At 69.4% G+C, this 26,704-nt stretch carries 11 protein-coding genes; 5 read left to right on the forward strand and 6 right to left on the reverse strand.

What is annotated here, in order from left to right; genetic code table 11:
• Window positions 1–75 precede the first annotated feature (75 nt).
• Entirely contained in the window at window positions 76–14,796 is a 14,721-nt protein-coding gene (locus QM806_RS20260; protein WP_283292610.1) for a non-ribosomal peptide synthetase, read from the forward strand.
• Here the strand turns inward: QM806_RS20260 and QM806_RS20265 are convergent.
• From QM806_RS20265 to QM806_RS20275, 3 genes are all read right to left on the reverse strand, one after another.
• A complete protein-coding gene (locus QM806_RS20265) occupies window positions 14,731–15,447 on the reverse strand; it encodes a M50 family metallopeptidase (protein WP_120660444.1) in 717 nt (238 codons plus the stop codon). The two genes, QM806_RS20260 and QM806_RS20265, sit on opposite strands and share 66 nt — an antisense overlap.
• A 28-nt stretch (window positions 15,448–15,475) precedes the next feature.
• A complete protein-coding gene (locus tag QM806_RS20270) occupies window positions 15,476–17,431 on the reverse strand; it encodes an aconitate hydratase (protein WP_283292611.1) in 1,956 nt (651 codons plus the stop codon).
• A 130-nt stretch (window positions 17,432–17,561) separates the two neighbouring features.
• Window positions 17,562–18,749 (reverse strand): DUF8462 domain-containing protein, encoded by a 1,188-nt coding sequence (locus QM806_RS20275; protein ID WP_283292720.1) that lies wholly within the window; start codon window positions 18,747–18,749, stop codon window positions 17,562–17,564.
• Window positions 18,750–18,918: 169 nt separating this feature from the next.
• Between QM806_RS20275 and QM806_RS20280 the strand changes: the two genes are divergently transcribed.
• From QM806_RS20280 to QM806_RS20290, 3 genes are read left to right on the forward strand one after another with little or no spacing between them, the layout of a single operon-like run.
• Window positions 18,919–19,506: a sigma-70 family RNA polymerase sigma factor gene (locus QM806_RS20280; protein ID WP_005565527.1), complete on the forward strand. Its 588-nt coding sequence runs from the start codon at window positions 18,919–18,921 to the stop codon at window positions 19,504–19,506.
• Between the two features lie 52 nt (window positions 19,507–19,558).
• Window positions 19,559–20,656 carry a WD40/YVTN/BNR-like repeat-containing protein gene (locus tag QM806_RS20285; protein ID WP_005258783.1) on the forward strand — a complete coding sequence of 366 codons (1,098 nt, stop codon included), beginning with the start codon at window positions 19,559–19,561 and terminating at the stop codon, window positions 20,654–20,656.
• Entirely contained in the window at window positions 20,653–20,943 is a 291-nt protein-coding gene (locus tag QM806_RS20290; RefSeq protein ID WP_005258785.1) for a MoaD/ThiS family protein, read from the forward strand. The genes QM806_RS20285 and QM806_RS20290 overlap by 4 nt, the downstream gene beginning before the upstream one ends.
• Before the next feature lie 6 nt (window positions 20,944–20,949).
• On the opposite strand, the gene QM806_RS20295 is transcribed toward QM806_RS20290, so the two are convergent.
• Window positions 20,950–21,621: a cyclase family protein gene (locus QM806_RS20295; protein ID WP_005565524.1), complete on the reverse strand. Its 672-nt coding sequence runs from the start codon at window positions 21,619–21,621 to the stop codon at window positions 20,950–20,952.
• A gap of 69 nt (window positions 21,622–21,690) precedes the next feature.
• Here QM806_RS20295 and QM806_RS20300 point away from each other — a divergent pair, with 69 nt between their 5' ends.
• The gene (locus tag QM806_RS20300; protein ID WP_064080052.1) at window positions 21,691–25,188 is read left to right on the forward strand and encodes a serine/threonine-protein kinase; all 3,498 of its coding nucleotides are present in this window, start codon (window positions 21,691–21,693) and stop codon (window positions 25,186–25,188) included.
• 7 nt (window positions 25,189–25,195) lie between these two features.
• On the opposite strand, the gene QM806_RS20305 is transcribed toward QM806_RS20300, so the two are convergent.
• Both QM806_RS20305 and QM806_RS20310 read right to left on the reverse strand, forming a co-directional pair.
• The gene (locus QM806_RS20305) at window positions 25,196–26,212 is read right to left on the reverse strand and encodes an aldo/keto reductase (protein ID WP_005569672.1); all 1,017 of its coding nucleotides are present in this window, start codon (window positions 26,210–26,212) and stop codon (window positions 25,196–25,198) included.
• Window positions 26,209–26,700, reverse strand: a complete 492-nt coding sequence (locus QM806_RS20310; protein ID WP_043791322.1) for a hypothetical protein — start codon at window positions 26,698–26,700, stop codon at window positions 26,209–26,211. Before QM806_RS20310 ends, QM806_RS20305 begins: the two co-directional genes overlap by 4 nt.
• Window positions 26,701–26,704 lie beyond the last annotated feature (4 nt).

Below are 26,704 nucleotides of genomic sequence, written 5' to 3' on the forward strand. Positions count from 1 at the left end.
CTGGGGCAGACTCCTGAATGGAGGCACCCCAGCAAGCAGCGTCGTGCGGGGACGTGTGCGTGAGAGAAGTCAGCGATGAGTTCACCGACCTCGGTTGGTCCCGGAGACTCGTCGGCGCGCGCGTTCCCCCTGTCACCCGCGCAAACGGGGATGTGGCTCGCGCAGCACGTCGACCCCACGGTTCCGGTGTCGGTCGCCCAGTACGTCGACATCCACGGCGATCTCGACCGGAGCGTCCTGACTTCTGCGTGTGTCCGAGCGGCCGCCGAGTTCGAGTCGTTCTTCCTGCAGATCTCCGAGGTCGACGGGCAACCGCTGCAATGGGTGGAACCGAGCCTGGACGCTCCCGTCGGCTACCTCGACTTCCGGGACACGCCGGACCCCGAGGCGGCGGCGCACGCGTGGATGCGCACCGAGACCGCCGATCCGATCGACGTCCAGCGTGACCGCCTGACCGTCTCGTTCCTTCTCCACGTCGGACACGACCACTACTTCTGGTATTCGCGCGCCCACCACATCGCGATGGACGGTTTCGGGTCCGTCACGATGCTCTACCGGATCGCCGCGCTCTACACCGCCGCGGTGCACGGACTGCCACCACCCGCGAGCAAGCCCGTCGGTCTTCGGCGCATCCACGAACTCGAGACCGACTACCGCAACTCCGCCCGCCGGGAGTCCGACCGGGAGTACTGGACCGAGACGATGCGCGGTGTCACCCGCGCGAGCACCCTCGCGCGCGGCTCCGCGCCTGCGACCGCCGGTTCCCGGGACGTCGGCGGAACGTTGACCACCGAGGTCGTCGACCAGCTCGAGAAGTGCGCGGCAGCGCACGGAGTCAATCCTGCGACGCTTACCGTCTGCGCGGTCGCGGGCTATCTGGCGCGAATGACCGGCGAGGACGACGTCACGCTCAGTCTCCCGGTGTCGGCCCGCACGACGGCGGCGCTGCGCCGGTCCGGCGGCATGGTGTCCAACGTGGTGCCGCTGCGCATCACGTCCGCGGGGACGGCGACCATCGGCGATCTGGTGTCCCGCACCCGCCTCGTGATGTCGGGTGCCCTGCGGCATCAGCGGTACCGGCACGAGGACATCCGCGCAGACCGGGGAAGCGCCCTGTCCGGGCCGCGACTGTTCGGCCCCGCCGTCAACATCATGCTGTTCCCCGAGGAGTTGGAACTCGGTTCGCTGCGGAGCCAACTGCATGTGCTGTCGTCGGGTCCGATCGAAGACCTCCTGGTGAACCTGTACCGGTACGGTCCCCGCGGACGTGTGCACCTCGATTTCAAGGCGAACCCGCGACTGTATTCGCAGGATGAGCTCGAGGGGCACCACACGAGATTCCTGCGGTACTTCCGGCACTTCCTCGACGCCGATGCCGCCCACCCGATCGGGGAACTCCCGGTCCTCACGGAGAACGAGACCGCGGCGTTGGTCCCCTTCCCCGGACCGCCCGACAGCGTCCCGGTCACGCTCGCCGACGTGTTCCGCGCCGCCGCACAGCATCCGGACGCGCCTGCCGTCGTCAGCGCCGGCCGCACGATCAGCTACCGCGAACTCGACGGGCGATCGGATCGGATCGCTGCGACGCTGGCACGGTCCGGCGTCGGGTCCGGCGACATCGTCGCGGTGGCTCTGCCCCGGTCCTCCGACTACGTTTGCGCGGTCTGGGCCGTCGCCAAAACGGGGGCCGCCTTCCTTCCGGTGGATCCGAACTACCCGGTCCCCCGTGTTCGGCACATGCTCGACGACTCCCACGCGGCAGTCGGGTTGACGTCCGCGGAGTACGCAACCACATTGCCGGGCAGCATCGAGTGGCTACTGCTCGACGAGGCAGGCAGCTCGAACGTCCACGATTTCCCCACGCCGGCAATACGACTCGACGACGCCGCCTACCTCGTCTACACGTCCGGATCGACCGGCGTCCCCAAGGGAGTCGTGGTCACGCACCGCGGGCTCGCCAATCTGGTCTCCGCGCAGCGCACCCGACTGGACCTCGACAGTGCGGCGAGGGTTCTGCATGTCGCGTCGCCGAGCTTCGACGCCTCCGTCTTCGAGATGCTGATGGCGTTCGGCTCCGGCGCTGCTCTCGTCATCGCCCCGCCCGCGGTGTTCGGTGGATCCCTACTGGCGCAGCTGATGACCACCGAACACGTCACCCACGCGGTGATCACCCCGTCGGTCCTGGCGTCGATGGAACCCGGCGAGGTCGGAGGTCTGCTGCTGCGCACACTCGTCGTCGCCGGTGAGACGTGTCCACCGGGACTGTTGTCTCGGTGGGCGTCCCGATGCCGGATGATCGACGCGTACGGTCCGGCCGAGACCACCGTCATGGCGACCGTCAGCGAGCCTCTCGCCGAGTCCGGACCGGTCACCATCGGCCGGCCGATCCACGGCACGAGGGCCGTGGTCCTCGACCAACGGCTCCGTCCGGTCCCCGTCGGTGTGGTCGGCGAACTGTACGTCGCGGGGACCGCCCTGGCCCGCGGGTACCACCGCAACGCCCGGCAGACGTCGGAACGGTTCGTCGCCGACCCGTACGGACCACCGGGCACCCGCGTGTACCGCACCGGCGATACGGTCCGCTGGACCCGCGACCACGAACTCGAATATTTCGGACGCAGCGACGAACAGGTGAACATCCGGGGCCTGCGCGTCGAGCCGGGCGAGATCGACGCCACCCTCCTCCGGCATCCGGCGGTTCGATTCGCCGTCACCGTGATTCGCTCGCAGGCGGCCGGCGATCAGCTCGTGTCGTATGTGGTGGGCGCCGACACCGCGACCGAGCGGGAGCTGCTGTCGTTCCTCACGACCGCACTGCCCCCGCATCTCGTGCCGGCCGCCGTCGTCGTGCTCTCCCACATTCCGCTGACCCCGTCTGGCAAGCTGGACCGCTTTGCTCTCCCCGAGCACGGCCTCCGGTCACGTTCCCGGACCGCCCCCGGCAGTGAGCGCGAACGCACACTCCACACCCTCTACGCCGACATCCTCGGGACGTCCGATTTCGGTGTGGACGAGTCGTTCTTCGCGCTCGGCGGCGACAGCATCATGGCGATCCAGTTGGCCTCCCGGGCACGGAGTGCGGGAATCTCGTTCACTCCGCGTGACGTGTTCGAGCAGCGAACGATCGCCCGCCTCGGCCAAGTCGCCGGAAACGACGTCGGCAGATCGGTGCTCGAGGAACTCCCCGGCGGCGGGGTCGGCGACATGCCGCTCACCCCGGCCGCCCGATTCCTGTTCGACCGGGCCGGCGTCGTCGACCGGTACGCACAGGCCGTGGTGGTGGAACTGCCACGGGGCATGGACGCGGAGAGGTTGCACACGGTGATCGGTGCCGTCATCGATCGGCATGACGCACTGCGGGCGCACCTCGTGCGTGGTTCGGACGGGACGGCGTTTCTCACCGTAAGCCCGGCAGGCGCACCGCTGCCGGAGGACACGATCCTGCGGGTTCCGCTGCCCGCCGACGCCGACCCGGCGCCGCGAACGAGGGACGAACACGAAGCCGCGATCCGCCGGTTGAATCCTACTGCGGGCGTGATGATGCAATGCGTGTGGCTCGACCCCGGACCAGGCGACACCACCCGCCGCGGGCGGCTCCTCCTCGTCGCCCATCACCTGGTGATCGACGGGGTCTCGTGGCGAATCCTGATCGGTGATCTCGCCGCAGCGTGGGCGCAGGTAACGGCGGGGGTACCGCCCACTCTCGCACCGATCGGCACCTCCCTGCGCCGGTGGTCGCACGGCCTGATCGAGGAGGCGCAGCGGCCGGGCCGGTTGTCCGAGCTGTCGTTCTGGCGCACCATGACTGCCGGCGAGGATCCGCCGCTCGGCACCCGCCCACTCGACGCGCGGCGTGACGTGAATTCCACCGTGGATCGGGTCCACACGGAAGTAACCGCAGCCGTCACGCACTCGTTGCTGACCGACCTCACAGCCGCCTTCCGGTGCGAGGTCAACGACGCACTGCTCACCGCGCTCTCCCTCGCCCTCACGCAGTGGCAGCGCCGGCGGGGACGACCGGCCACCGCGCCGGTGATCCGGCTCGAGGGGCACGGCCGCGAGGAAGCGGTGCTCCACGGCGCCGATCTCTCCCGCACAGTCGGGTGGTTCACCAGCATCTTCCCGATCCGCCTCGACCTCGGGGACGTCGATCTGGACGAGGCGTTCGCGGGCGGGCGCTCCGCGAGCAGTGCGATCAAGTCCGTCAAGGAACAATTGCGTGCGGTGCCCGACAAGGGCATCGGCTACGGGCTGCTGCGGCTTCCGGGAGACGGCATCGGCCAGGTCGCCTTCAACTACCTCGGTCGTCTCGATACCGCGGATACCGAACGCGAGTGGCGCCCGGTGCGGGAGGGCACCGCCGTGTTCTCGTCGGCGGAACCGTCGATGCCGGTCACCGCGCTGATCGACATCACCGCGTTCACCACCCACGGCGTCCTCGACGCCACCTTCGCATACCCGACAGGCGCGATCGCGTCCGAGGACGTGCAGGCGCTGGCCGATTTGTGGGAGCAGGCGCTGACAGCCCTCGCCGCGGTGGCCCGTTCTCCACACGCCGGTGGGCTCACCCCGTCCGATCTGCCCCTCGTCGCCGTGGACCCGAACGACATCGTCGAGTGGGAGCGGGACCGGCCGGGTCTGCTCGACGTGTGGCCGCTGACGCCGTTGCAGTCGGGCCTGCTGTTCCACGCGGCTCTCGCGGGCGCGGACGCCGACCCGTATGCGATGCAGGTGGTCCTGACCCTGTCCGGACACCTCGATCAGGATCGACTCCGGCGTGCATGCATCGCCGTCCTCGCGGGGCACGCGAACCTGCGCACCGCGTTCGTGCGCGACAGTCGCGGTGTCCCGGTGCAACTCGTGCTCGACGACGTGCCGTTGCGGTGGCGGCAGGTCGAGCTCACGGGCGGCGACACGGGCGAGGTTGCCGAGGAGATCCTGCAGGGCGACCGCACCGCCCGCTTCGACATGTCCGCCCCGCCGCTGATTCGGTTCACCCTGCTGTCGCGAGGGCCGAACCGCGCCGAACTGGCGATCACCGCTCACCACATCGTGCTGGACGGCTGGTCGATGCCGTTGCTGGTGCGCGAAATCTTCACCGCCTACCAACGCGACGACGTCCGCACCGAGCAGCCGGATTCGAGCCCGTACCGCGACTTCCTGGAATGGCTGGCAGCGAGGGACACCGAGGCCTCGGCGCGGGCGTGGGCCGTGGCTCTCGACGGCATCACCGAGCCCGCCGCGCCGGCCGAACCCACCCCCACCACGTCGGAGACGGTGCTGGAGCTGAGCGAGGAGGACACCCGAAAGCTGACGGCCCGCGCGACCGAGCTCGGCGTCACGCTGAGCGCGATCGTGCAGGCGGCCTGGGGAATTGTCCTCGGGCAGGCGACCACCCGGGACGACGTCGTGATCGGCGCGACCGTCTCCGGCAGGCCCGCGGACGTCGCCGGGGTGGAGAGTGCGGTGGGATTGTTCGTCAACACCGTGCCCGTGCGGATCCCGCTGGACCCCGATACCGACACCGCCATGCTGCTCACCCGCCTGCAGGCCGACCACGTGCGCCTCCTGGACCATCACCATCTGGGCCTGGCGGACATCCAGCAGGCAGTCGGCGTGGCGCCGCTGTTCGACACGCTGGTCGCGTTCGAGTCGTACCCCGTGGACCGCAGCGCGCTGCCGGAACCCGTCGACGGACTCACCCTGGACGGGGTCCGCGCACACGATGCCTCGCACTACGCCGTGACGCTGGCGGCGACGGTGTCCCGGACCCTGCGGCTGACAGTGAAGTGCCGGTCACGCCGGTACGACGGGGCGGCCATGCTCGCGCGGGCCGGCCGCGTCCTCGAGTGCATCGGCAGGGATCCGCACGTCGTCCTCGGCAGGCTCGATCTCCTCGGCGAGCAGGAGCGCGAGCGGGTTCTGCGCACCTGGAACGCGACGGACGCCCCGGTGCCCTCGCAGACCCTGGTGGACGTGTTCGACGCACAGGTCGAGCGCTCCCCCGGCGCCGTGGCGGTGGTCTTCGGCCGGGATCGACTGACGTACGCGGAGTTCGACGCACGGGCGAACCGGCTCGCCCGGTATCTCGTAGCGAAGGGAGTCGGACCGGAAGCCGTCGTCGGTGTCGCGGCTCCCCGCTCGATCGAGCTTCTCGTCGCGCTGCACGCGGTGCTGAAGGCCGGCGGCGCCTACGTGCCCGTCGACCCCGAGCAGCCGCTCGAACGCACCGCACTCGTCATCGACTCGGCCGCACCAACACTGGTCCTCACGTCCGGTTGCCGGAATCGCACGGTCCCCGACGGAGTCGCCGTCGTGGATCTCGACGTGCTCGACGTCACTGGATACAACCCCCGACCGATCACGGATTCCGAACGACGCGCAGCACTGCATCCGGCGAACGCCGCATACGTCGTCTACACGTCCGGTTCCACCGGCCGGCCCAAGGGCGTGACGGTGACCCACGAGATGATGGTGAACCAGTTCCGCTGGGCGCAGACACTGACGCCGCTCGACGGTTCCGATGCGGTACTGCACAAGACCCCGCTCACCTTCGACATTTCCGCGTGGGAGCTGCTGTGGCCCTTGCACACCGGTGCGCGGGTGGTGATCGCCGCACCCGACGGACACCGCGACCCCCGCTACCTCGCGCGCATCATCGAGCAGGAGTCGATCACCACTCTCCACGTCGTACCGTCGATGCTCGATGCCTTCCTGGAGCAGTGCGGGCCGCGGGCGCCCTCGACGCTGCGCCGCGTGTACTCGGCCGGAGAGCCCCTGTCCGCGGCGACGGCATCACGATTCAGGGAACGCGGCGCCGCCGCGCTGTACAACTGGTACGGCCCGTGCGAGGCGGCGGCGGCGACCTCGGAGTCGGTCGACGGCAACGAGTTCGGCACCGCGGTCGCCATCGGCCGCCCCATTCACAACATACGTACGTATGTACTCGACAGCCGGCTCCGACCGGTGCCGGTCGGGACGAGGGGCGAGTTGTACCTTGCCGGTGGGTACTTGGCGCGGGGGTATGCCGGACGCCCCGATCTGACCGCCGAACGCTTCGTCGCCGATCCCGTCGGCGGAACGGGCGGCCGGATGTACCGCACCGGCGACGTGGTGCGGTGGAACGAGTCGGGCCGGCTCGAGTATCTCGGCCGCAGCGACTTCCAGATCAAACTCCGCGGCCAACGCATCGAACCCGGCGAGATCGAGTCCGCACTCACGTCCGACCCGGCGGTGACACACGCGGCGGTCACGGTGCACCGCGACCCGGAAGCGGGAGACCGGCTGATCGCCTACGTCGTGCCCGCGGACGGTGTGCCGCCGGACGAAGGCCGGATCGTCGACCGTCTCACCGGTCTGCTCCCGGCCTACATGATTCCCTCCGCCGTCGTCCCGCTCCCGGCGCTGCCCCTCACCACCAGCGGGAAGCTGGATCGCGCCGCCCTACCGGAACCGGCGCCCGCGCAGTCTGCCTCCGATCCGCCCGCCACCCCCACCGAGGACGTGGTCGCGTTCGTGTTCGCGGAGGTCACCGGCACCGGCCGGGTGGGCCGGAACGACAACTTCTTTGCGGCGGGCGGAAACTCGCTGACCGCGGCGCAGGCCGTCGCCCGCGTCGGAGCGGCGCTGGGAACCTCCGTCGGCATCCGCGAACTGTTCGACCACCCGACGGTCGCGGAACTGTCGGAGTATCTCCCGAAACGAACGCACGCGGTCGAGCGGACGCCCCTGGTCCGCCGCGCCCCGACCGCCCACGTTCCGCTGTCCCTCGCGCAGCAGCGTGTGTGGTTCCTGAACCGGCTCGACGGACGCTCGGCCACCGACAGCATTCCCGTCGTGCTCCGCCTCACCGGCACGCTCGACGAATCGGCTCTGTGTGCGGCGGTGGGTGACGTGATCGAACGACACGAACCCCTGCGCACCGTGTATCCCGAACACGACGGGATCCCCTGCCAGCACGTTCTCCCCGCCTCCGCCGTGCCGGCGTGCACGGTCCGGAGGACGACGGACCCGATCGCCCGGGTCCGCGACCTGCTGTCGGCGGGGTTCGACCTCACCGCCGAACCCCCGGTTCGCACCGAGCTTCTCGCGGTGAACGCCGACGAGTGGGTGCTGACTCTCGTCGTCCATCACATCAGTGCGGACGGGTTCTCGCTGGGACCACTCGCCCGGGATGTGATGGCGGCGTATCGCGCCCGGGCGGAGGGCGACTCCCCGGGCTGGACGCCACTGCCCGTCCGCTACGCCGACTACGCCACCTGGCAGCGTGAACTGCAGGACGGGCAGCGGGGCCTGGCGTATTGGACGCAGACACTGTCCGGACTGCCCGAGTTACTCCCCCTGCCGTTCGACCGTGCCCGCCCGCCCGTCGCGACGCACCGCGGCGCGAACGCCGAGTTCACCATCGACGCCGAGATTCATCTGCGGATTCGTGCTCTCGCGCGGACGCACGACGCCACTCCGTTCATGGTGGTGCACGCGGCGCTGGCCGTCCTCGCGGCCAGGCTCGGCGACACGTCGGACATCGTCGTCGGCGCGCCGATCGCGGGACGCGGGCCCCGCGCACTCGACGACCTCGTCGGAATGTTCGTCAACACACTGGTGCTACGGACAGATGTCCCGCTGCACACCACGTTCGCCGACACACTCACCCACGTGCGGAACGTCGATCTCGCCGCGTACGCCCACGCGGACGTCTCGTTCGAGGAGGTCGTGGAGGCGGTCGCACCCGCTCGGTCCCGCAGTCGCAATCCGCTGTTCCAGCTTGCGCTCGCCTATCACAACACGGCGCCGGTCGTGATCGACCTGCCGGAGGTGTCCGCCGAGATCGTCGAGATCGCGACGCACACCGCGAAATTCGACCTCCAGCTCACCGTCACCGAATCGGTCGACGACGCAGGCGGCCCGGGACCACTGTCGTGCGTCTTCACGTACGCCACCGATGTGTTCGACGACGCCACGGTCGCGGGATTCGCGGACCGGTTCCGGCGCGTTCTGCGGGCGGCGCTCGCACACCCGTCCATCGTGGTCGGCGACATCGACGTGCGGGACCCCGCGGAGCAGCAGGCGCGGCACGACGGACCGCCGTCGTTGCCGCAACGCACACTGCCCGACCTGATGTCCGCCGCCGTCCGGCAGAATCCGGGAGGGTCGGCGCTGACGGCGGACGGCCGGTCGATGACGTATCGCGAACTCGACGCCGAGTCGAATCGGCTCGCCCGCGCCCTGATGCGGCGCGGGGTGGGCCCCGAGGCACTCGTGGCGCTCGGTCTGCCGCGGTCCGTCCTGTCCGTCGTCTCCGTGTGGGCCGTCGCGAAGACGGGTGCCGCGTTCGTGCCCGTCGACCCGCACTACCCCGCCGCGCGGGTCCGGTATCTGATGGACGACTCCGGCGCCGCCCTCGGGCTGACCACCGTTGCGGACCGCGAGGCCCTGCCGGACGGTACGAACTGGTTGGTGCTCGACGACCCGGGCTTCCGAACCGAATGTCGCGGTTGGTCTTCGGACCCGGTCACCGATGCCGACCGTGCTCGGCCGCTGGATGCGCGCCATCCGGCGTACGTGATCTACACGTCCGGTTCGACGGGAAACCCCAAGGGAGTGGTGGTCACCCACACCGGTCTCGCCGACTTCACGGCAGAACAGCGAGATCGGTATTCGGTGACGGCGTCGTCGCGCACGCTGCACGCTTCGTCTCCCAGCTTCGACGGCGCGGTGCTGGAGATACTGCTCGCGCTCGGTGCGGGCGCATGCATGGTGCTCGCACCACCGATGGCCCGGGGCGACAACCAACTCACGGACCTGCTGGCCCGCGAGCGGGTCAGCCACGTGTTCACCACACCGACGGTTCTGGCGACGGTCGACCCGCGCGGCCTGCACGACCTGCGGGTCGTCGTGGTGGGCGGCGAACCCTGCCCACCTGAACTCGCGGCGGTGTGGGCCGAGCAGGCGCAGATGTTCAACGGATACGGTCCGACCGAGACGACGGTCATGACGAGTATCAGTGATCCCTTGGCGGCCGGCGGGCCGGTCACCATCGGCCGCCCGGTCCGCGGCGCCGCCGTACTCCTGCTGGATTCGCGGCTGCACCCGGTTCCGACGGGAGTGGCCGGCGAACTCTACATCTGCGGGCCGGGTGTCGCCCGCGGCTACCATCGCAGGCCCGCGCTGACCGCCGCACGCTTCGTCGCCTCCCCGTTCGGCACAGCCGGGGAGCGGATGTACCGGACGGGCGATGTGGGTCGTCGGCGTCGCGACGGGTCGATCGAGTATCTGTACCGCAACGACTCGCAGATCGAACTACGCGGCGTCCGAATCGAACTCGGCGAGATCGACGCCACCCTCCTCACCCATCAGGCCGTGAGATTCGCGGCGACGGATGTGCGTGAACTCCGGGACGGCGTCGAGGTTCTCGTGTCGTACGTGCTGCCGGCTCGGAACGAGACGGTCGATCCGGATCAGCTGATCCGCTACGCGGCGACGCGCCTGCCGACCCCGCTGGTGCCCGCGATCGTGGTCGTGGTGGACGCCGTCCCGCTCACCGTCAACGGGAAACTGGACCGCTCGGCGCTGCCCGACCCCGTTCCCGCGGCAACCGAGTTCGAGGCCCCGCACACGCCCGCCGAACGGGTGGTGGCGACAGCGTTCGCCGAGGTGCTCGGACTCGACCTCGTGGGGCGGGACGAAAACTTCTTCGCCCTGGGCGGCAGTTCCCTGTCCGCCACGCGCGTTGCGTCCCGGATCGGTGCCGCGCTGGAGACGACGGTGCCGGTACGTGCAGTGTTCGACTCGCCGACCGTCTCCGCGCTCGCTGTGGCCGTCAACGAGCAGACCGGCGGCGCGACGCGCGTCGCCCTGACCGTGCGTCCGCGCCCGGCCCGCGTGCCGCTGTCGCCGGCGCAGCAACGATTGTGGTTCCTCGCCCGCCTCGCCCCCGGCTCCCCCGAATACAACATCCCGATGGCGTTGCGGCTCACCGGAACACTCGACGTCGCCGCCCTCACCGCGGCCGTCGCGGACGTGATGGGCCGTCACGAACCGCTGCGCACCCTCTACCCCGACAGTGACGGTGTCGCGTACCAGCAGGTGGTCCCGGTGTCGCGGGCCGCTCCCACTCTCAGTCCGACACCCGTGTCCCGCGGTGACGTCGCCGCGCGGGTTGCGACGTTCGCGTCGAAGGGTTTCGCTCTGGGCGCCGAACCGCCGATCCGTGCCCGGCTGTTCGCCCTCGCCCCCGACGAGTGGGTGCTCGCCGTCATGGTCCATCACATCAGCGCGGACGGGTTCTCGGTGCCGCTGCTCGTCCGCGACGTGATGACCGCCTACGAGGCGCGGGTTTCGGGCGAGGCGCCGCGGTGGGCCGAACTTCCCGTCCAGTACACGGACTACACCCTGTGGCAGCACGAACTACTGGGCGACCGCGACGATCCACAATCCGTTGCCGCGCAGCAACTGTCGTACTGGAAGGACACGTTGTCGGGTGCGCCGGAACAGCTGTCCCTCCCCGCCGACCGGCCACATCCCGCGATCGCGTCGCACCGCGGCGGCACAGTCGAGTTCGCGCTCGACGACGTGCTCTACCGTGCGGTCGAGCACACCGCTTCAGCCCTAGCCGTCACCCCGTTCATGGTCGTGCACGCGGTATTCGCGGTGCTCCTCGCGAGGCTCGGCGGATCCACCGACATCGTGATCGGCACCCCCGTCGCGGGACGCGGGGACCAGGCCCTCGACGACCTGGTGGGCATGTTCGTCAACAACCTGGTCCTGCGCACCGAGGTGATCCCCGCGGAAAGCTTCGCGGAACTGCTCGGCCGCGTGCGGGAGGACGACCTGGACGCGTTCGCGCACTCCACCGTTCCGTTCGAGACCGTGGTCGAGGTCCTCGATCCCGCCCGGTCACGCGCACGCAATCCGCTGTTCCAGGTGGCCCTGGCGTTCCAGAACCTCGACCACACCGCGCTCACCCTCCCCGGACTGCGGGTGTCGGCGATGACTCCCCCTACCCGGTCGGCCCGATTCGACCTGCAACTCACCGTGACCGCCGATCCGGACCCGTCGACGGAACGCACCCGGCGTGCGGCGGTGTTCACGTACGCCACCGATCTGTTCGACCACCACACCGTCGCGAACATCGGCGAACGCTTCATCCGGACGTTGAGCGAGGCCGTCGCACAACCGGATACGGCCGTCGGCGACCTCGCCCTTCTCGATCCGGACCCGGATGTCCCCACCGCTGTGCCGTCCTCCGGGGAGACCCTCGTCGATCTGTTCGCGCGGCAGGTCGCCAGTTCGCCGGACGCGATCGCCGTCGTCTCCGGAGATCGTGCGCTCACCTACCGTGAACTCGACGAGCACGTGAATCGACTGGCCCGCCACCTGATCGGCGCCGGCGTCGGCCCGGAGTCCATGGTGGGACTGGCGATTCGCCGCTCGGTCGACCTCCTCGTCGGAATGTATGCCGTATCGAAAACAGGAGGGGCGTACGTGCCGATCGACCCCGATCAGCCCGCGCAGCGCAATGCCCAGATCATCCGGTCCTCGGACACACGCGTCGTCCTCACCACCGAGCGCGACCGGTTCGACCTCTCCGACGTGCTGCCCACGGAGACACAACTGGTCGTCGTCGACCGACTGGACCTCTCCGGTATCGATCCGTCGCCGATCTCCGATCTGGACCGGATCGCGCCCCTGCGAGCGCAGAACCCCGCGTACGTGATCCACACGTCGGGATCGACGGGTACCCCCAAGGGTGTCGTCGTGACCCATGCGGCCGTCGTGAGCTTCCTGAGTTGGCGTCAGGACACCGATCCGCTCGGCGCGGACGACACGGTGATGCTCAAGTTGCAGTACACGTTCGACGCCTCGGTCCGCGAATTCTGGTGGCCGCTGATCGCCGGTGCGCGGCTGGTGATCGCTCGACCGGACGGCCACCGCGACCCGCGGCATCTCGCCGAGCTGGTCGGACGGCACCGGGTGACCGCAGCATACTTCCTTCCCCTCATGCTGGCCGAGATCCTGGCGATCCCCGACGCGGACCTGACGTCACTGCGGCAGGTGTCGTGTGGTGGCGAGGTCCTGCCGCCCGGCACGGCACACAGTTTCCACGCGCGGTGCCCGGACGCGACGCTGTACAACGAGTACGGCCCGACCGAGACGGCGGTCGCGGTGACCCGCACGGCCGTCGGCACGGTGGACGCGACCGTCCCGATCGGCGTGCCGCAGAACGGCGTCGGCGTGCTCGTGCTGGATTCGCGGCTGCATCCGGTGCCCGTCGGCGTTCCGGGTGAGCTCTACCTGGCGGGTGCCCAGTTGGCGCGCGGCTATCTCGGACAACCGGGGGTGACGGCCTCCCGATTCCCGGCGAATCCGTGGGGACCGCCCGGTCAACGGATGTACCGGACCGGCGACGTGGTGAGTCGTCGCCGAGACGGCACGATCGACTATCTGGGCAGGCGCGATCTCCAGGTGAAGATCCGCGGTCAGCGCGTCGAACTGGAGGAGATCGAGACGGCACTGCGACGCGATGCCGCCGTCGCGCAGTCCGCGGCGGCCGTGTACGAATCAGCCGGCACCGGCGTCCGGCTGGTCGGCTACGTCGTGCCGCGGCCGGACATGGTGGTGGACACCCGCGCCGTGTCGGCGGAACTGGCGCAGCGACTGCCCCGGTACATGGTGCCCAACCAGATCGTGGTGCTGGGGGCGCTACCGTCCACACCCCACGGCAAGCTGGATCGACGGGCGCTTCCGGATCCGGGTGTGCCACGGGCGCAGCGGTTCCGCCCCCCGACGACCCGCACCGAGAAACTGGTCACCGCGGTGTTCGCGGACATTCTCGGCACAGGCCTGGTGGGGCTGGACGACAATTTCTTCGAACTGGGCGGCAACTCCCTGTCCGCGACCAGGGCGGCGTCACGACTGCACGCCACGACTCGGGTCGAGGTCCGGCTCGAATGGTTCTTCGCCGACGCGACCGCGGAGAGCATCGCCGCGCGAATCTCGTCGAGTTTCGCCGCGGCCTCCGACACCTCCACCGGGCTCGAGGTGCTGCTGCCGCTGCATCCTGACGGCGGACGCGAGCCGCTGTTCTGCATCCATCCGGCCGTCGGGTTGGCCTGGTGCTACGCGGGATTGAGTACGCATCTCGGCCCCGACCGCCCCGTCTGGGGTGTGCAGTCCCCCGCCGTGACCGTGCCCGGCGAACGGTTTTCGTCGATCACAGAGCGGGCCCATCGATACGTGGAGGAGATCCGCCGTGTTCAACCGCGGGGGCCGTACCACCTGCTCGGGTACTCGGTGGGTGGCGTGATCGCGCACGCGATGGCCGTCGAGCTGCGGTCGCTCGGCGAGGAGGTGCGTATGCTCGCGATGATCGACAGCTACGCGTCGGCGGAGCGGGACACCCCGGCGCCGACACTGCCGGAACTGCTCACGGAATTCGGCGGCGGGGCGTCGGAGCAGCTCGGGCCGGAGCAGCTGACCCGGTTGTACGAGGACTACGTCGACGTCGTCGACGCTGCCGCCGACTTCGTTCCTGGACACTTCGACGGGAGCCTGGTGTTCTTCGGCGCGGCCGGGGACGGATCCCAGCCCGTGCCGGCGAGTACGACGTGGCGGCCGTGGATCGACGGGGACGTCATCGCGCACACAGTCGACCGCCCTCACGCGCGGATGACCGAACCGGAAGCGCTGGCCGTCATCGGACCGATCCTGGCCGAATACCTCGCGGCCGCATCAGCCACCGACGGGACGGAGAATCCACCAGCCACCCAGCGCGAGACAGCCCAGCGTCACGAGTAGGGACAGACCCACCCAGACGATGCCGGGCACGCGGGTGAGTCGCGCCAGCTGATCCGCATCCGACTCCGGGGCCGCGCCGCGGGCCCGTTGCCGCTGCAGTTCGAGGACCGGGCGCGGCGCGGCGACGAGCATGAACAGGGTGATCAGATACGCCGCGGCCACCTGCTGGTCCTGCGTCCCGAACCACACGATTCCGAACAGCAGCGCCCCGACCACCGTGAGGGAGAACAACCCGTACAGGTTCCGGACGAGGATCAGCATGGCCGCGAGAGCGACGACACCGATCCACAGCACCGCGACCGCGTGCTGGGTACCCAGCACCCGGGCCGCGCCGAGCCCCAGAACGGCAGGACCCACGTAGCCGGCGAACGTCATGAGGACCACACCGAGCCCGGTCGGTTTACCGGACGAGATCGCCACACCCGATGTGTCCGAGTGCAGCCGCACCCCCTTCAGCGTTCGACCGAACAGCAGGGCGACCACCAGATGCGCGCCCTCGTGCACGATGGTCACCACGTTGCGGGTGACTCGCCAGGCGTGCGGTTCGAGGACGAGTATCACCGCCACCACCGCCGTGACCTGAACGATCCAAGGAGCCGGCGCGGGGCTGACGGCGCTCATGCGCTCCCACAGCGATTCAATTCCATTCATCGGCGCCGAGTGTACGGCGACCGGCTGATCACTCCCTGCGTGCCAGCTGTGGAATCAATCCGCCCGCGAGCACGTCGTCGACCTGACGTGGGGACAGCCGGTGACGCACCGGGATCTCCACGTCACGGGTCGAGTCGAACAGGGTCAGGCGGGGGCCGGAACGAATGGCGTCCCGAACTCCGTCGAGGACCAGCACGTCGTCCTGCCGGATCGTGTCGTAGTCGTCCGGGTTCTCGAATTCGAGCGCGAGTACACCGAAGTTGGCGAGATTCTGCCAGTGGATACGGGCGAACGAGGTGGCGATCACCGCATGCAACCCGAGGTAGCGCGGGGTGATCGCGGCATGCTCACGCGAGGACCCCTGCCCGTAGTTGTCACCACCGACGATGAAATGCCCGGTGGTCTTCGCCGTCTCCTCCGCGCGCGCCGGATAGGTCTCGTCCACCTGGGTGAACGTGAACCGGGCCAGCTTGGGAATGTTGGAACGGAACGGCAGGGCCCGCGCCCCGGCCGGAGAGATCTCGTCGGTGGAGATGTTGTCACCGACCTTGAGAAGAACCGGTGCCTCGATGCGGTCGGGCAGGGGCGGAAACTCGGGCAGGGACGAGATGTTGGGCCCCTTCACGAGTTCGACGTGCCGCGCTTCCTCTTCCGGCAGCGGAGCCACCAGCATGGCCGTGTTGACGGTGGCCTCGTCCGGAAGCGTGATCTCCGGGTACGGCATCCCCGCTTTCTCCGCCCAGTCCCGCGGGTCGGTGATCACCCCGGTGAGAGCCGACGCGGCCGCCGTCTCGGGTGAACACAGCCACACGGAATCCTCACGGGTGCCCGAACGACCCGGGAAATTGCGGGGCATCGTCCGGAGGGAATTCCGGCCGGTCGCCGGCGCCTGGCCCATGCCGATGCAGCCCATGCACCCGGATTGATGAATTCGCGCGCCTGCCACGACGAGTGCGAGCGTGGCGCCCATCTTGGTCAGATCGGAAAGGATCTCCCGCGAACTCGGATTGACGTCGAAACTCACGCTCGGGTCGGTCTGCCTCCCCGACACCATGGCCGCAGCGATCGCGAAGTCGCGCAGCCCGGGATTGGCGGACGACCCGATCACCACCTGGCTCACGTCCTCACCGGCGACCTCCCGGACCGGCACCACGTTTCCCGGCGAAGACGGTTTCGCGATCAGCGGCTCGATCGTCGACAGGTCGAGGTGTTCGTGCACGTCGTATTCCGCGCCCGCATCGGCGAGCAGTTCCACGAAGTCGCCTTCCCTGCCCTCGGCGCGCAGGAAATCGCGGACGGCGTCGTCGGCGGGAAAGATGGACGTCGTGGCGCCCAGTTCGGCGCCCATGTTCGCGATCACGTGACGATCCATCGCCGTCAACGTCGCGAGCCCCTCACCGTGATATTCGATGATTCTGTTGAGCCCGCCCTTGACCCCGTGGCGGCGGAGCATCTCGAGGATGACGTCCTTCGCCGAACTCCAGTCGGGGAGCCTGCCGGTCAACTCCACCCCCCAGATCTGAGGCATCCGCAGGTGCAGGGGCTGACCCGCGATCGCCATGGCGACCTCGAGCCCACCGACGCCGATCGCGAGCATGCCCAGCGAGCCCGCCGCCGGTGTGTGCGAGTCGGACCCGACCATGGTCTTGCCGGGGACGCCGAAGCGCTGCATGTGGGTGGGATGAGAGACCCCGTTGCCCGGCTTCGAGAACCACAACCCGTACCGCAGGGCGGCGGTGCGAAGGAACTCGTGGTCCTCGGCGTTCTTCTCGTCGGCCTGCAGCAGATTGTGGTCGACGTATTGCGCGCTCAACTCGGTCTTGACGCGATCGAGGTGGAGCGCCTCGAGTTCCTGCATCACCAGGGTTCCGGTGGCGTCCTGGGTGAGCGTCTGGTCGATCCGGATCGAGATCTCCTCGCCCGGTTCCATCCGGCCGTCGAGGAGGTGTGCACCGATGACCTTGCGGGCGACAGTGTCCGACATCGCTGATCCCTTCGTCGTACCTCCAGGATGCGCCGGAGCGACGGCGAGGGCCAGCGCCCGGAATATGTCCGGCACTCGACAGGAAAATCTTCGGTTTTCTAGGCAAATCCGTAGAGAGAGCTAGATTCCGCTAGTCGTGCTGCGCCCGCAGGAACTTGCCGAAGTGCGGCACGGTGAATCCGATCGACCCGCGCTCGGCCGAATAGATCAGGCCCTTCTTGATCAGCCCGTCCCGCGCCGGCGACAGCGACGCGGGTTTGCGACCGAGCTCGGAGGCGATCGCCGACGTGGCGACCGGTCCGTCGTCCCCGGAGAGGTCGGCCATCGCCCGCATGTACTCCCGCTCGGCAGGCGTCGCGCGCTCGTACCGTGACCCGAAGAACCCGACCGCGAGTTCCTCCTCCGCGGTCGGCGCGGCCACCCGCACGTCCTCCTCGGTGATCGGGCTGGCCGCGGCCACGTCCCACGTCGCCTTGCCGTAGGCCTGGACGAAATAGGGGTAGCCGTCGGCCGCGGCGTACAACGCGTCGAGCGCCTCGTCCGTGAACTTCACGTCCTCCCGCTCGGCGGGCGCGATCAACGCCCGGTCGGCCGACACCCGGTCCAGCCGGTCGATGCGGTGGTAGCTGAACAGCCGCTCCGAGTAACTCTTGGACGCCGACAGCACCGCGGGCAGGTGCGGCAATCCGGCTCCGACCACGATCAGCGGCGCCGCGTCCTGGCTGAGCTCGTGGCAGGCCCCGCACACCGCCGAGACGTCCGCGGCGCCGAGGTCCTGCATCTCGTCGATGAACAGTGCGATCCCGACCCCGACGTCGCGGGCCAGGGACGACGCGTCGAGCAGCAGTTCCACCAGGTCGATCTCGATGTCCCCGGAATCGGCGCGGCCCTTCACCGCGGGGGCGTCGATGCCCGGCTGCCACCGCTCCCGCATGCCCTTGTCGGCCGTCGCCCGCAGGGCGAACGACTTCAGGACGCCGAGGAACTCCTCCACCCGGTCGGGGTCGCGGTGCGAGCCCGCGATCTCCCGAACCGCCATGTGCAACGCCGACGACAGCGGCCGCCGCAGATCCTGATCCGGTCGGGCCTCGATCTTCCCCGTTCCCCACCGCCGCGAGATGGCGGCCGACCGCAGGTGGTTCAGCAGGACCGTCTTCCCGACGCCACGCAGACCCGTGAGCATCACGCTGCGTTCCGGGCGACCGCGCGCGATCCGCTCGAGCACCACGTCGAACGCGTCGAGCTGCCTGGTTCGGCCCGCGAGCTCCGGCGGGCGCTGTCCCGCGCCGGGCGCATAGGGGTTACGGACAGGGTCCATGGCCACGAAGGTAACAACCTCTGTTGCCGAATCTGCGCTCATCTAGCGCGTGTCCTAGATCCCGCTATGGAGTCCTAGCCGGGGTGGGGACTTCCGCACCCTTCGGTGCCTATCGACTATCGCGCGTTCCCCCGAGGCTGGATGCAGCACCAGGAACAGGGAGAACACCATGATCGAGTTGGACGCCAGAGCCGAGTTGGAACGCCTCGCGCCGCACGCAGCGAAGGGCGACGAGGACGCCGTCGAAGAGGTTCTCCGCATTGCGCACCCCCTCGTGCACCGCTACTGCACGAGCCGGCTCGAGTCGGTGGATCACCCGCACACCACCGCCGACGATGTCACCCAGGACGTGTGCCTCGCGTTGATGAGCGCCCTGCGGACGTACGAGAACCAGGGAAAATCGTTGCTGTCGTTCATCTTCGGCATCGCCGCGCATAAGGTGTCCGACGCGCGGCGCCGCGCCACCCGGTTGTCCGTGCCGCAGACCGCGCGCGCCGCCGCCGCACACCACGTGGTGGACGTCGAGGACGGCCCCGAGCATCACATCCTGCGCGGTGAACTGCGCGGCGAGATGGGCCACCTCGTCGAGACCCTTCCGGTCCGGCACCAGCAGATCCTCTTCATGCGCGTCATCGTGGGAATGTCGGCCGAGCAGACCGCACGGGTCTTGGACACCACACCGGGCGCCGTCCGCGTCGCCCAGCACCGGGCACTGAGCCACCTGCGGGCGCGGATCGGGCACGGGCCCGCCCGCTGAGAGTTCCCGCTCCGTCGTTGCCAACTGCCGGGCCGAGTGGTCCGATGGATTCATGAGCGCACCCGACACCGTCCTGGTCGCGATCGGAACGAAGAAGGGCCTGTGGCTGGCCACCAGCCGCGACCGCGCCACCTGGTCGCTGTCCGGCCCACACTTCCTGATGAACGAGATTCCGAGTATCGGGATCGACACGCGGGGTGGGCGCACCCGCATTCTGGTCGGGGTCCGGTCCGAGCACTGGGGTCCCACCGTCGCGCACTCCGACGATCTGGGTTCCACCTGGACCGAACCGGATCACGGCGCCATCCGCTTCGGCGACGGAGACGGCGCCGCGCTCGAGCGGGTGTGGCAGCTCCGGCCCGACACGGACGACCGTCCGGGCGTCGTGTGGGCGGGGTGCGAACCCATCTCGGTGTGGCGGTCGGTCGACGGCGGCGAGCATTTCGACCTCGAACGCGGGCTGTGGGACCATCCGCACCGACCGGAGTGGGGAGCCGGATACGGCGGCGCCGCAGCGCATTCCGTCGTACCACATCCACAGGACGAGAACACGGTGCATGTCGCGATGAGCACCGGAGGGGTCTACCGCACCACGGACGGGGGTGCGTCCTGGGAGCCGCGCAACACCGGGATCACGGCCTACTTCCTGCCGGACCCGAACCCGGAGTTCGGTCAGTGCGTCCACAAGATCGCCCGCGACGCCGTCGCCCCCGACCGGCTGTACGCCCAGAACCATCACGGCGTCTACCGCACCGACGACAGCGGTGACACGTGGAAGTCGATCGCGGACGGGCTGCCGACGGACTTCGGATTCGTGATGCTCACCCACCCGCGCCGCGAGGGAACCATCTGGGTCGTTCCGATCGAGGCGGACCGTGAACGAATCCCACCCGACGGCCGGCTGGCCGTCTACCGGAGCGAGGACGCCGGGAACAGCTGGACCCGCCTCGACAGCGGGCTACCGGAACGCGACTACAACGTGGTGCTCCGCGACGCCGCCGCAGTGGACACCGGCGACCCGGTCGGCGTGTATTTCGGCACGCGCGGCGGCGAGGTGTACGGGAGCGCCGACGAGGGCGCCACGTTCGGCACGGTCGCGGCGCATCTGCCCGACATCCTGTGCGTGCGGGCCGCAGTGATCGCGTCATGAGTGAGGGCGTCACCGTGCGGGTTCCGCGGGCGCTGGCGTCGATCGTCGGCGGTGAACGGTCCGTACACGTGCCCCTCGACACCGCCTCGCCGCTGTCCCACGTGCTCGACGTTCTCGCGGGCGAGTTCCCGATTCTCGGCCGCCGGATTCGCGACGAGACCGGCGCCCTGCGGCGGTACGTCAACGTCTACGTGGACGGCGAGGACGTCCGGCTCCTCGGCGGTGTCGGCACCGAGGTGACGCCCGGGCAGGAACTGCAGATCCTGCAGTCCGTGGCCGGCGGCTGAGCGCGACTACTCGGCCAGCTCCATCGCCACTGCCCGGGTGGGAGCTCCGTCGCCGGCCTCCAGAGCGATCGGCAGGAGGCTGAGGAGCGGGTCGGGGAAGTCGATCCGGTCGAGCCGGCACAGATTCTCGCCGATCACTCCGCCTGCGTCGGCGATCAGGTGGTGAACCGGGTATCCGGCGTCGGCGTGCTCCCCGTCCGGCGTCTCGTCGATGCTCGGGGCATCGAGGCAGAACGTCCGCACTCCCCGGTCGAGCAGCAGCGCGCCTGCCGCGGGGTCGAGGAACGGATGTGTGTAGTAGGCATCCGTTCCGTAGTGGCGAGACCACCCGGTATGGAACACGGCGATGTCGCCCGGGCCGGCGTCCTCCGCCCGGGACATGATCAGGTCGCGGGTAATCCGCTGCCGCGCAACGAGCTCGCGCAGGTCGAACACGACGCCACGTCCGACGAACAGCTCCGGCGCCAGCCGGTCGACGGTCGCGGCCCCCGCCTTCAGATGCGCCGGGGCGTCGACGTGCGTCCCGGACTGCGAACCGATCCTGACGTCCAGCACGTTGTAGCCGTCGCGTTCGAGGGTGCAGTGCCGGATCAGCGTCGGCACCGGGTCGCCGGGATACACCTGCATCCCCGGACCGATGGTGTGTGACAGATCCACGATTTTCCGCACGTGTGGCATCGCTCGATTGTCCGGCCTCGGGGTCACGCGTACCGCGATATGCTCGATGACGAGCGAAGAGGTGGTGGAATGACCGATATTGACCCGCTCGCCACCCAGCGTGAGTCGGTGTCGAAAACACTCGCAACCGAGCTGTCCGCGGTCGGTCTCGAGGATGCCAGGGAGATCGGGCACGGTGGGTTCGGGGTGGTCTATCGGTGTGCCCAACCGGAACTCGATCGAACCGTGGCGGTCAAGGTCCTCACCGCGGCGCTCGATGCCGAGAACCTCGAACGGTTCCTGCGGGAGCAGCGCGCCATGGGCCGGCTGAGCGGCCACCCGCACATCGTCAACATCATGCAGGTCGGGACGACCGACGCCGGCCGGCCGTACATCGTGATGCAGTTCCATCCCCACGACTCGCTGGACGCGCAGATCCGCAGGCGCGGGCCCATCCCCTGGAGCGACGCCCTGCGTATCGGGGTGAAACTTGCCGGTGCACTCGAAACCGCGCACCGGGTGGGCATCCTGCACCGAGACGTCAAACCGGGAAACATCCTGCTGACGGAGTACGGCGAACCGCAGCTCACCGATTTCGGGATCGCGCGGATGTCGGGGGCGTTCGAGACGACGGCGGGCACCGTCACCGGCTCCCCCGCATTTACCGCTCCCGAGGTGCTGTCGGGGCGGACCCCGACCGCCGCCTCCGACGTGTACAGCCTCGGTGCGACCCTGTTCAGCGCGATCACCGGGCACGCGGCCTTCGAACGGCACAACGGCGAGGAGGTGATCGCGCAGTTCCTGCGGATCACCACCCAGCCTGTCCCGGACCTGCGGACGGAGGGTTTCCCCGAGGACCTCAGCGCCGTGATCCAGCGGGCGATGTCCGGTAAACCGCAGGATCGCCCCGCGTCCGCCGCCGCGTTCGGGGACGAACTGCGGGAGGTCGAACGCCACCACGGACTGGCCGTGGACGAGATGGCGATGCCCGTCGACGCCGGGGTCCACCACGTCGAGGACGCCTCGCCCGGGGCCGTCTCGACCGTCTCCGGTCCGTTCCGGACCTCCACGACGGGACGGGCCCGATATGCGTCGACGCCGCCGCCCGCACCGGCCACCCGGTTCCGGCCGCCCGCCGCGACCCGTCAGCTCGTCGAGCGGAACCGGCTGATCGACCTGCTGCGGGCCGGACGCCGACGCCTGCTGACCGTGATCCACGGCCCCACTGGATTCGGCAAGAGCACCCTGGCCGCCCAGTGGCGGAACGTCCTCGCCGACGAGGGCGTGGCCGTCGCGTGGCTCACCGTCGACAGCGACGACGACAACGTGGTCTGGTTCGTCGCGCACCTCATCGAGGCGATCCGGCACGTGCGTCCCAACCTGGCCAAGGAACTCGGCCAGGTCCTCGAAGAGCACGACGACGAAGCCGAACGCTACGTACTCACCTCGCTCGTCAACCAGATCCACGAGAGCGGCGAACGGATCGCCCTGATCATCGACGACTGGCAGCGCGTGTCCGAGCCCGCGACGATCGCCGCGCTGGAGTTCCTCCTCGACAACGGGTGTCACCACCTGCAGGTCGTGGTGACGAGCCGGACCAGGGCCGGGCTGCCGATGAGCCGCATGCGCGTCAAGGACGAACTCGTCGAAATCGACTACTCCGAACTGCGTTTCGACGATTCCGAGGCCCGGTCGTTCCTCGTCGACCTCGGTGGCCTGCCCCTCGACAGCGAGGACGTCACCGAGCTCCGCGACTCCACCGACGGGTGGGTGGCGGCTCTCCAACTGGCGTCGTTGTCGCTGCGCGGGCGAGCGGATCCCTCCGAGCTGATCGCCGGACTGTCCGGCCGCCACCACGCGATCGGCGAATTTCTCGCCGAGAACGTCCTCGACACCCTCGAACCCGAGATGCTCGACTTCCTGCTGGCCACCTCGATCACTGAACGCACGTGCGGCAGTCTCGCCGGCGCCCTCGCACACACCGCGCGTGGGCAGGCGATGCTCGAGGCCGCCGAGGACCGGGACCTGTTCCTGCGCCATATCGACGACGAGCGAACGTGGTTCCGCTACCACACCCTGTTCGCCGAGTTCCTGCGCCGACGGCTCGAACGCGACCAACCCGACCGGATCCGGGAACTGCACCGCGTCGCGTCCCGCTGGTTCTGCGACCACAGCCTGCTCCGCGAGGCCGTCGACCACGCCATCGCCGGCGGCGAAGAGCAACGCGCCGTGGAACTCGTCGAAGCGGACGGACTGATACTGCTCGAGCAGTCCCAGGCGGCGACGTTGTCGGCGGTGGTCGACAAGCTGCCGCCGGCTCTGGTCGCCACGAGCGCCCGGCTGCAGGTCACGACGGCGTGGGCGCACGCGATGGCGAACCGGACCATGGCCGCCGAACGCGCGCTCGAGCGAGCCGAATGGGCACTCGACCACAGCGGCGCGAGCGCGAGCGACACGGCGGATCTGCGGGCGGAGGCGGGCGTCGTCCGTGCGGTGGCGGAACTGCGCAACGACCGCAGCGGCCGGATCGACGAACTCGCCGCCGACTGCCTGGCGCGGCCGGAGTCCATGTCCCCGTGGGTGGTGTGCGCCGCGTTCAACGTCACGACGTTCGCCGCCGTGTACCGCTTCGACTTCGCGGAGGTGCGCCGGATCCAGGAGGTCGCGCGACCCTTCTACGAACGGAACAAGGGTCCGCACAACGTCGTTCACGGCCAGAGCTATCTAGGTGTCGCGTCGTACGAGCAGCTCGACATCGACGACGCCGTCGACCGGTTCCGGCGGGCCCGGCGAGCCGGACGGAAACTGGGCGGGCCGCGAGCGCCGTCCGCCCGGCTGGCAGGGTCGCTGCTCGGGGAGGTGCTCTACGAACGCGGGGACGTCGAAGAAGCCGAACGTCTCCTCGACGACGGATACACCCTCGCCGTCGAGACCGGTGGGGTGGACTTCAAGGTCGCCCGCTTCGTGACCGGCGCTCACGTCAAGGCGCTGCGGGGTGACCGCGAGGAGGCGACGACACGCCTGCACGCCGGACTCGAGGTGGCCGAGACCTACTCCCTCGCCCGGCTGCGCGCCCGCATCGAGAACGAACGTCGCCGGCTCGGCATTGCCCCACACCCCACCCTGCACGTCCCCGAACCGGTTCGATACGAGGACCGGCGACGCCCCGTGTCGGGCATCGACGAGATCGTCGCGCAGGTCGAGGAGACCACCGCGATCCGGATGCTGCTCGCCACAGGGGCGCGCGAGAACATCGAGCTGGCGTGCACCTGGGCGCAGGAGTGGACCGATCGACTGGCCGGCACCGGCCGCAACCGCGCCTACCTGCTGGCCGAGCGCCTCCGGGTGGCGTGCCTCGCCGCCGCGGGCCGCGACGACGAGGCGAAGCAGACCCTCGCCTCCATCGCCTCGATCTGCGCGGCACGCGGACTCCACCGCGTGCTTCCCGACGGCGGACCCCTCGTCGTCGCCCTCGTCGCGGATCTCCGGGCAGATCAGTTGGCCGGCAACTGGCGGCCGGAGTGGCCGACGGTGCCCGCCGACTTTCTCGAGGAGCTACAGAACGCGACCGCTCCGTACACGATGTGACCGGCGGTCAGGACGGAGTGGGCGCCTCCTCCAGGATCAGTCCCGCGGCGCGCAGGTCATCCCAGAATTCGGCCGGGATCGGGTGTTCGAGCCAGGCCGCGTTCTGCCGCAACTGCGCGCAGTTCCGTGCGCCCAGCAGAAGTTCCCGCACCGCCGGATGCGCGGCCGCGAACTGAATCGAGGCGGCCGCCAACGGAACCCGATGACGCTCGCAGTGCTTCTCGATGTCGCGCACCCGGCTCAGCACCTCGTCGGGTGCGGGCTGATAGTTGAACTTGGCGCCGGGCACCGCGCCGGTGGCCAGGATGCCCGAATTGAACACACCGCCGAGGACGATCGCAACGTCGCGCTCCACCGCGAGCGGCAGCAGGTCCTTCACCGGATCCTGCTCGAGCAGGGTGTATCTTCCCGCGAGGAGGACGCAGTCGAGATCGACGCGTTCGAGGGCGTCGACGACGACGTCGGCCTCGTTGACCCCGACTCCGATCGCCCGGACCACGCCCTCCTCCCGCAACCGGATCAGCGCGGGGAACGCACCCTCGAGCGCTTCCGCGAACCGCGCGGGCTGGGCGTCGCCATGCGTGTACCGGTCGACGTCGTGCACGTAGAGGATGTCGAATCTGTCCTGGCACATGCGCTGCAGGCTGTCGTCCACCTGCCGCAGGACCGCGTCGTACGAGTAGTCGAAGTCGGCCCGGAACGGCGGGGTGTCCACCCAGATTCCGGTGTCGAACGACCCACGGCGCGCGGGCGTCAACGTGCGCCCCACCTTCGTGGACAACACGTAGTCGTCGCGGTCCCTCGTCAGCAGTGCATGGCCCACCCGGTGCTCGGACAGCCCGTGCCCGTACATGGGTGCGGTGTCGAACGAACGCACCCCCATGTCCCACGCCTCGGCGATCTGCGCCTGCGCCTCCGCCTCGGGGACCGGCCGGAAGATGTTGCCGATGGGCGCACCGCCGTACCCGAGCAGGGTCACGTCGAACCCTGCGCGCCCGAACGTCCGAGTATCGTTCACCTTCATGGATTCTCGCTTCCGTTGCCGAGGAACAGGGCGCTCGGGTCGCGCATCACGGCGTCCATCTCGCGAAGGCACACGACCTTGATCGCCGCCACGACCAGCTCCGAATAGAACTGGTCGTGGAACCACTTGTCGCCGCTGTACGCCACGACCAGCCCGCCCTCGCCCACCGCGCTGCCACCCCACTTGGTCCAACCGTGCTGGTACAGGTAGGGATGCAGCTGCTGAACGGCGTGCGACGGCAGGCCGGTGGTCCAGCTGATCCGAGCCTTCGACTCGGCAATCACGTCGTACGGCCCGGCCCAGTCCTTCTTCTCACCCCAGCTACAGCGGAAGACGACGGGCAACTCCGCGTCGGCGGTTGGGGCGACGCCTGGCCGGAGCACGACGAGATGCCCCGGAGATCCGTGAGAGAGGTTCTCGATCGACGGCCGCGCCAGCTCGACGGCCTCCCGAGCCACGTCCTCGGTCAGTCCGGAAAAATTGGTCATCCGG

The sequence above is a fragment of the Rhodococcus sp. IEGM 1351 genome (assembly GCF_030056875.1).
Classification (GTDB): Bacteria; Actinomycetota; Actinomycetes; order Mycobacteriales; family Mycobacteriaceae; genus Rhodococcus_F; species Rhodococcus_F opacus.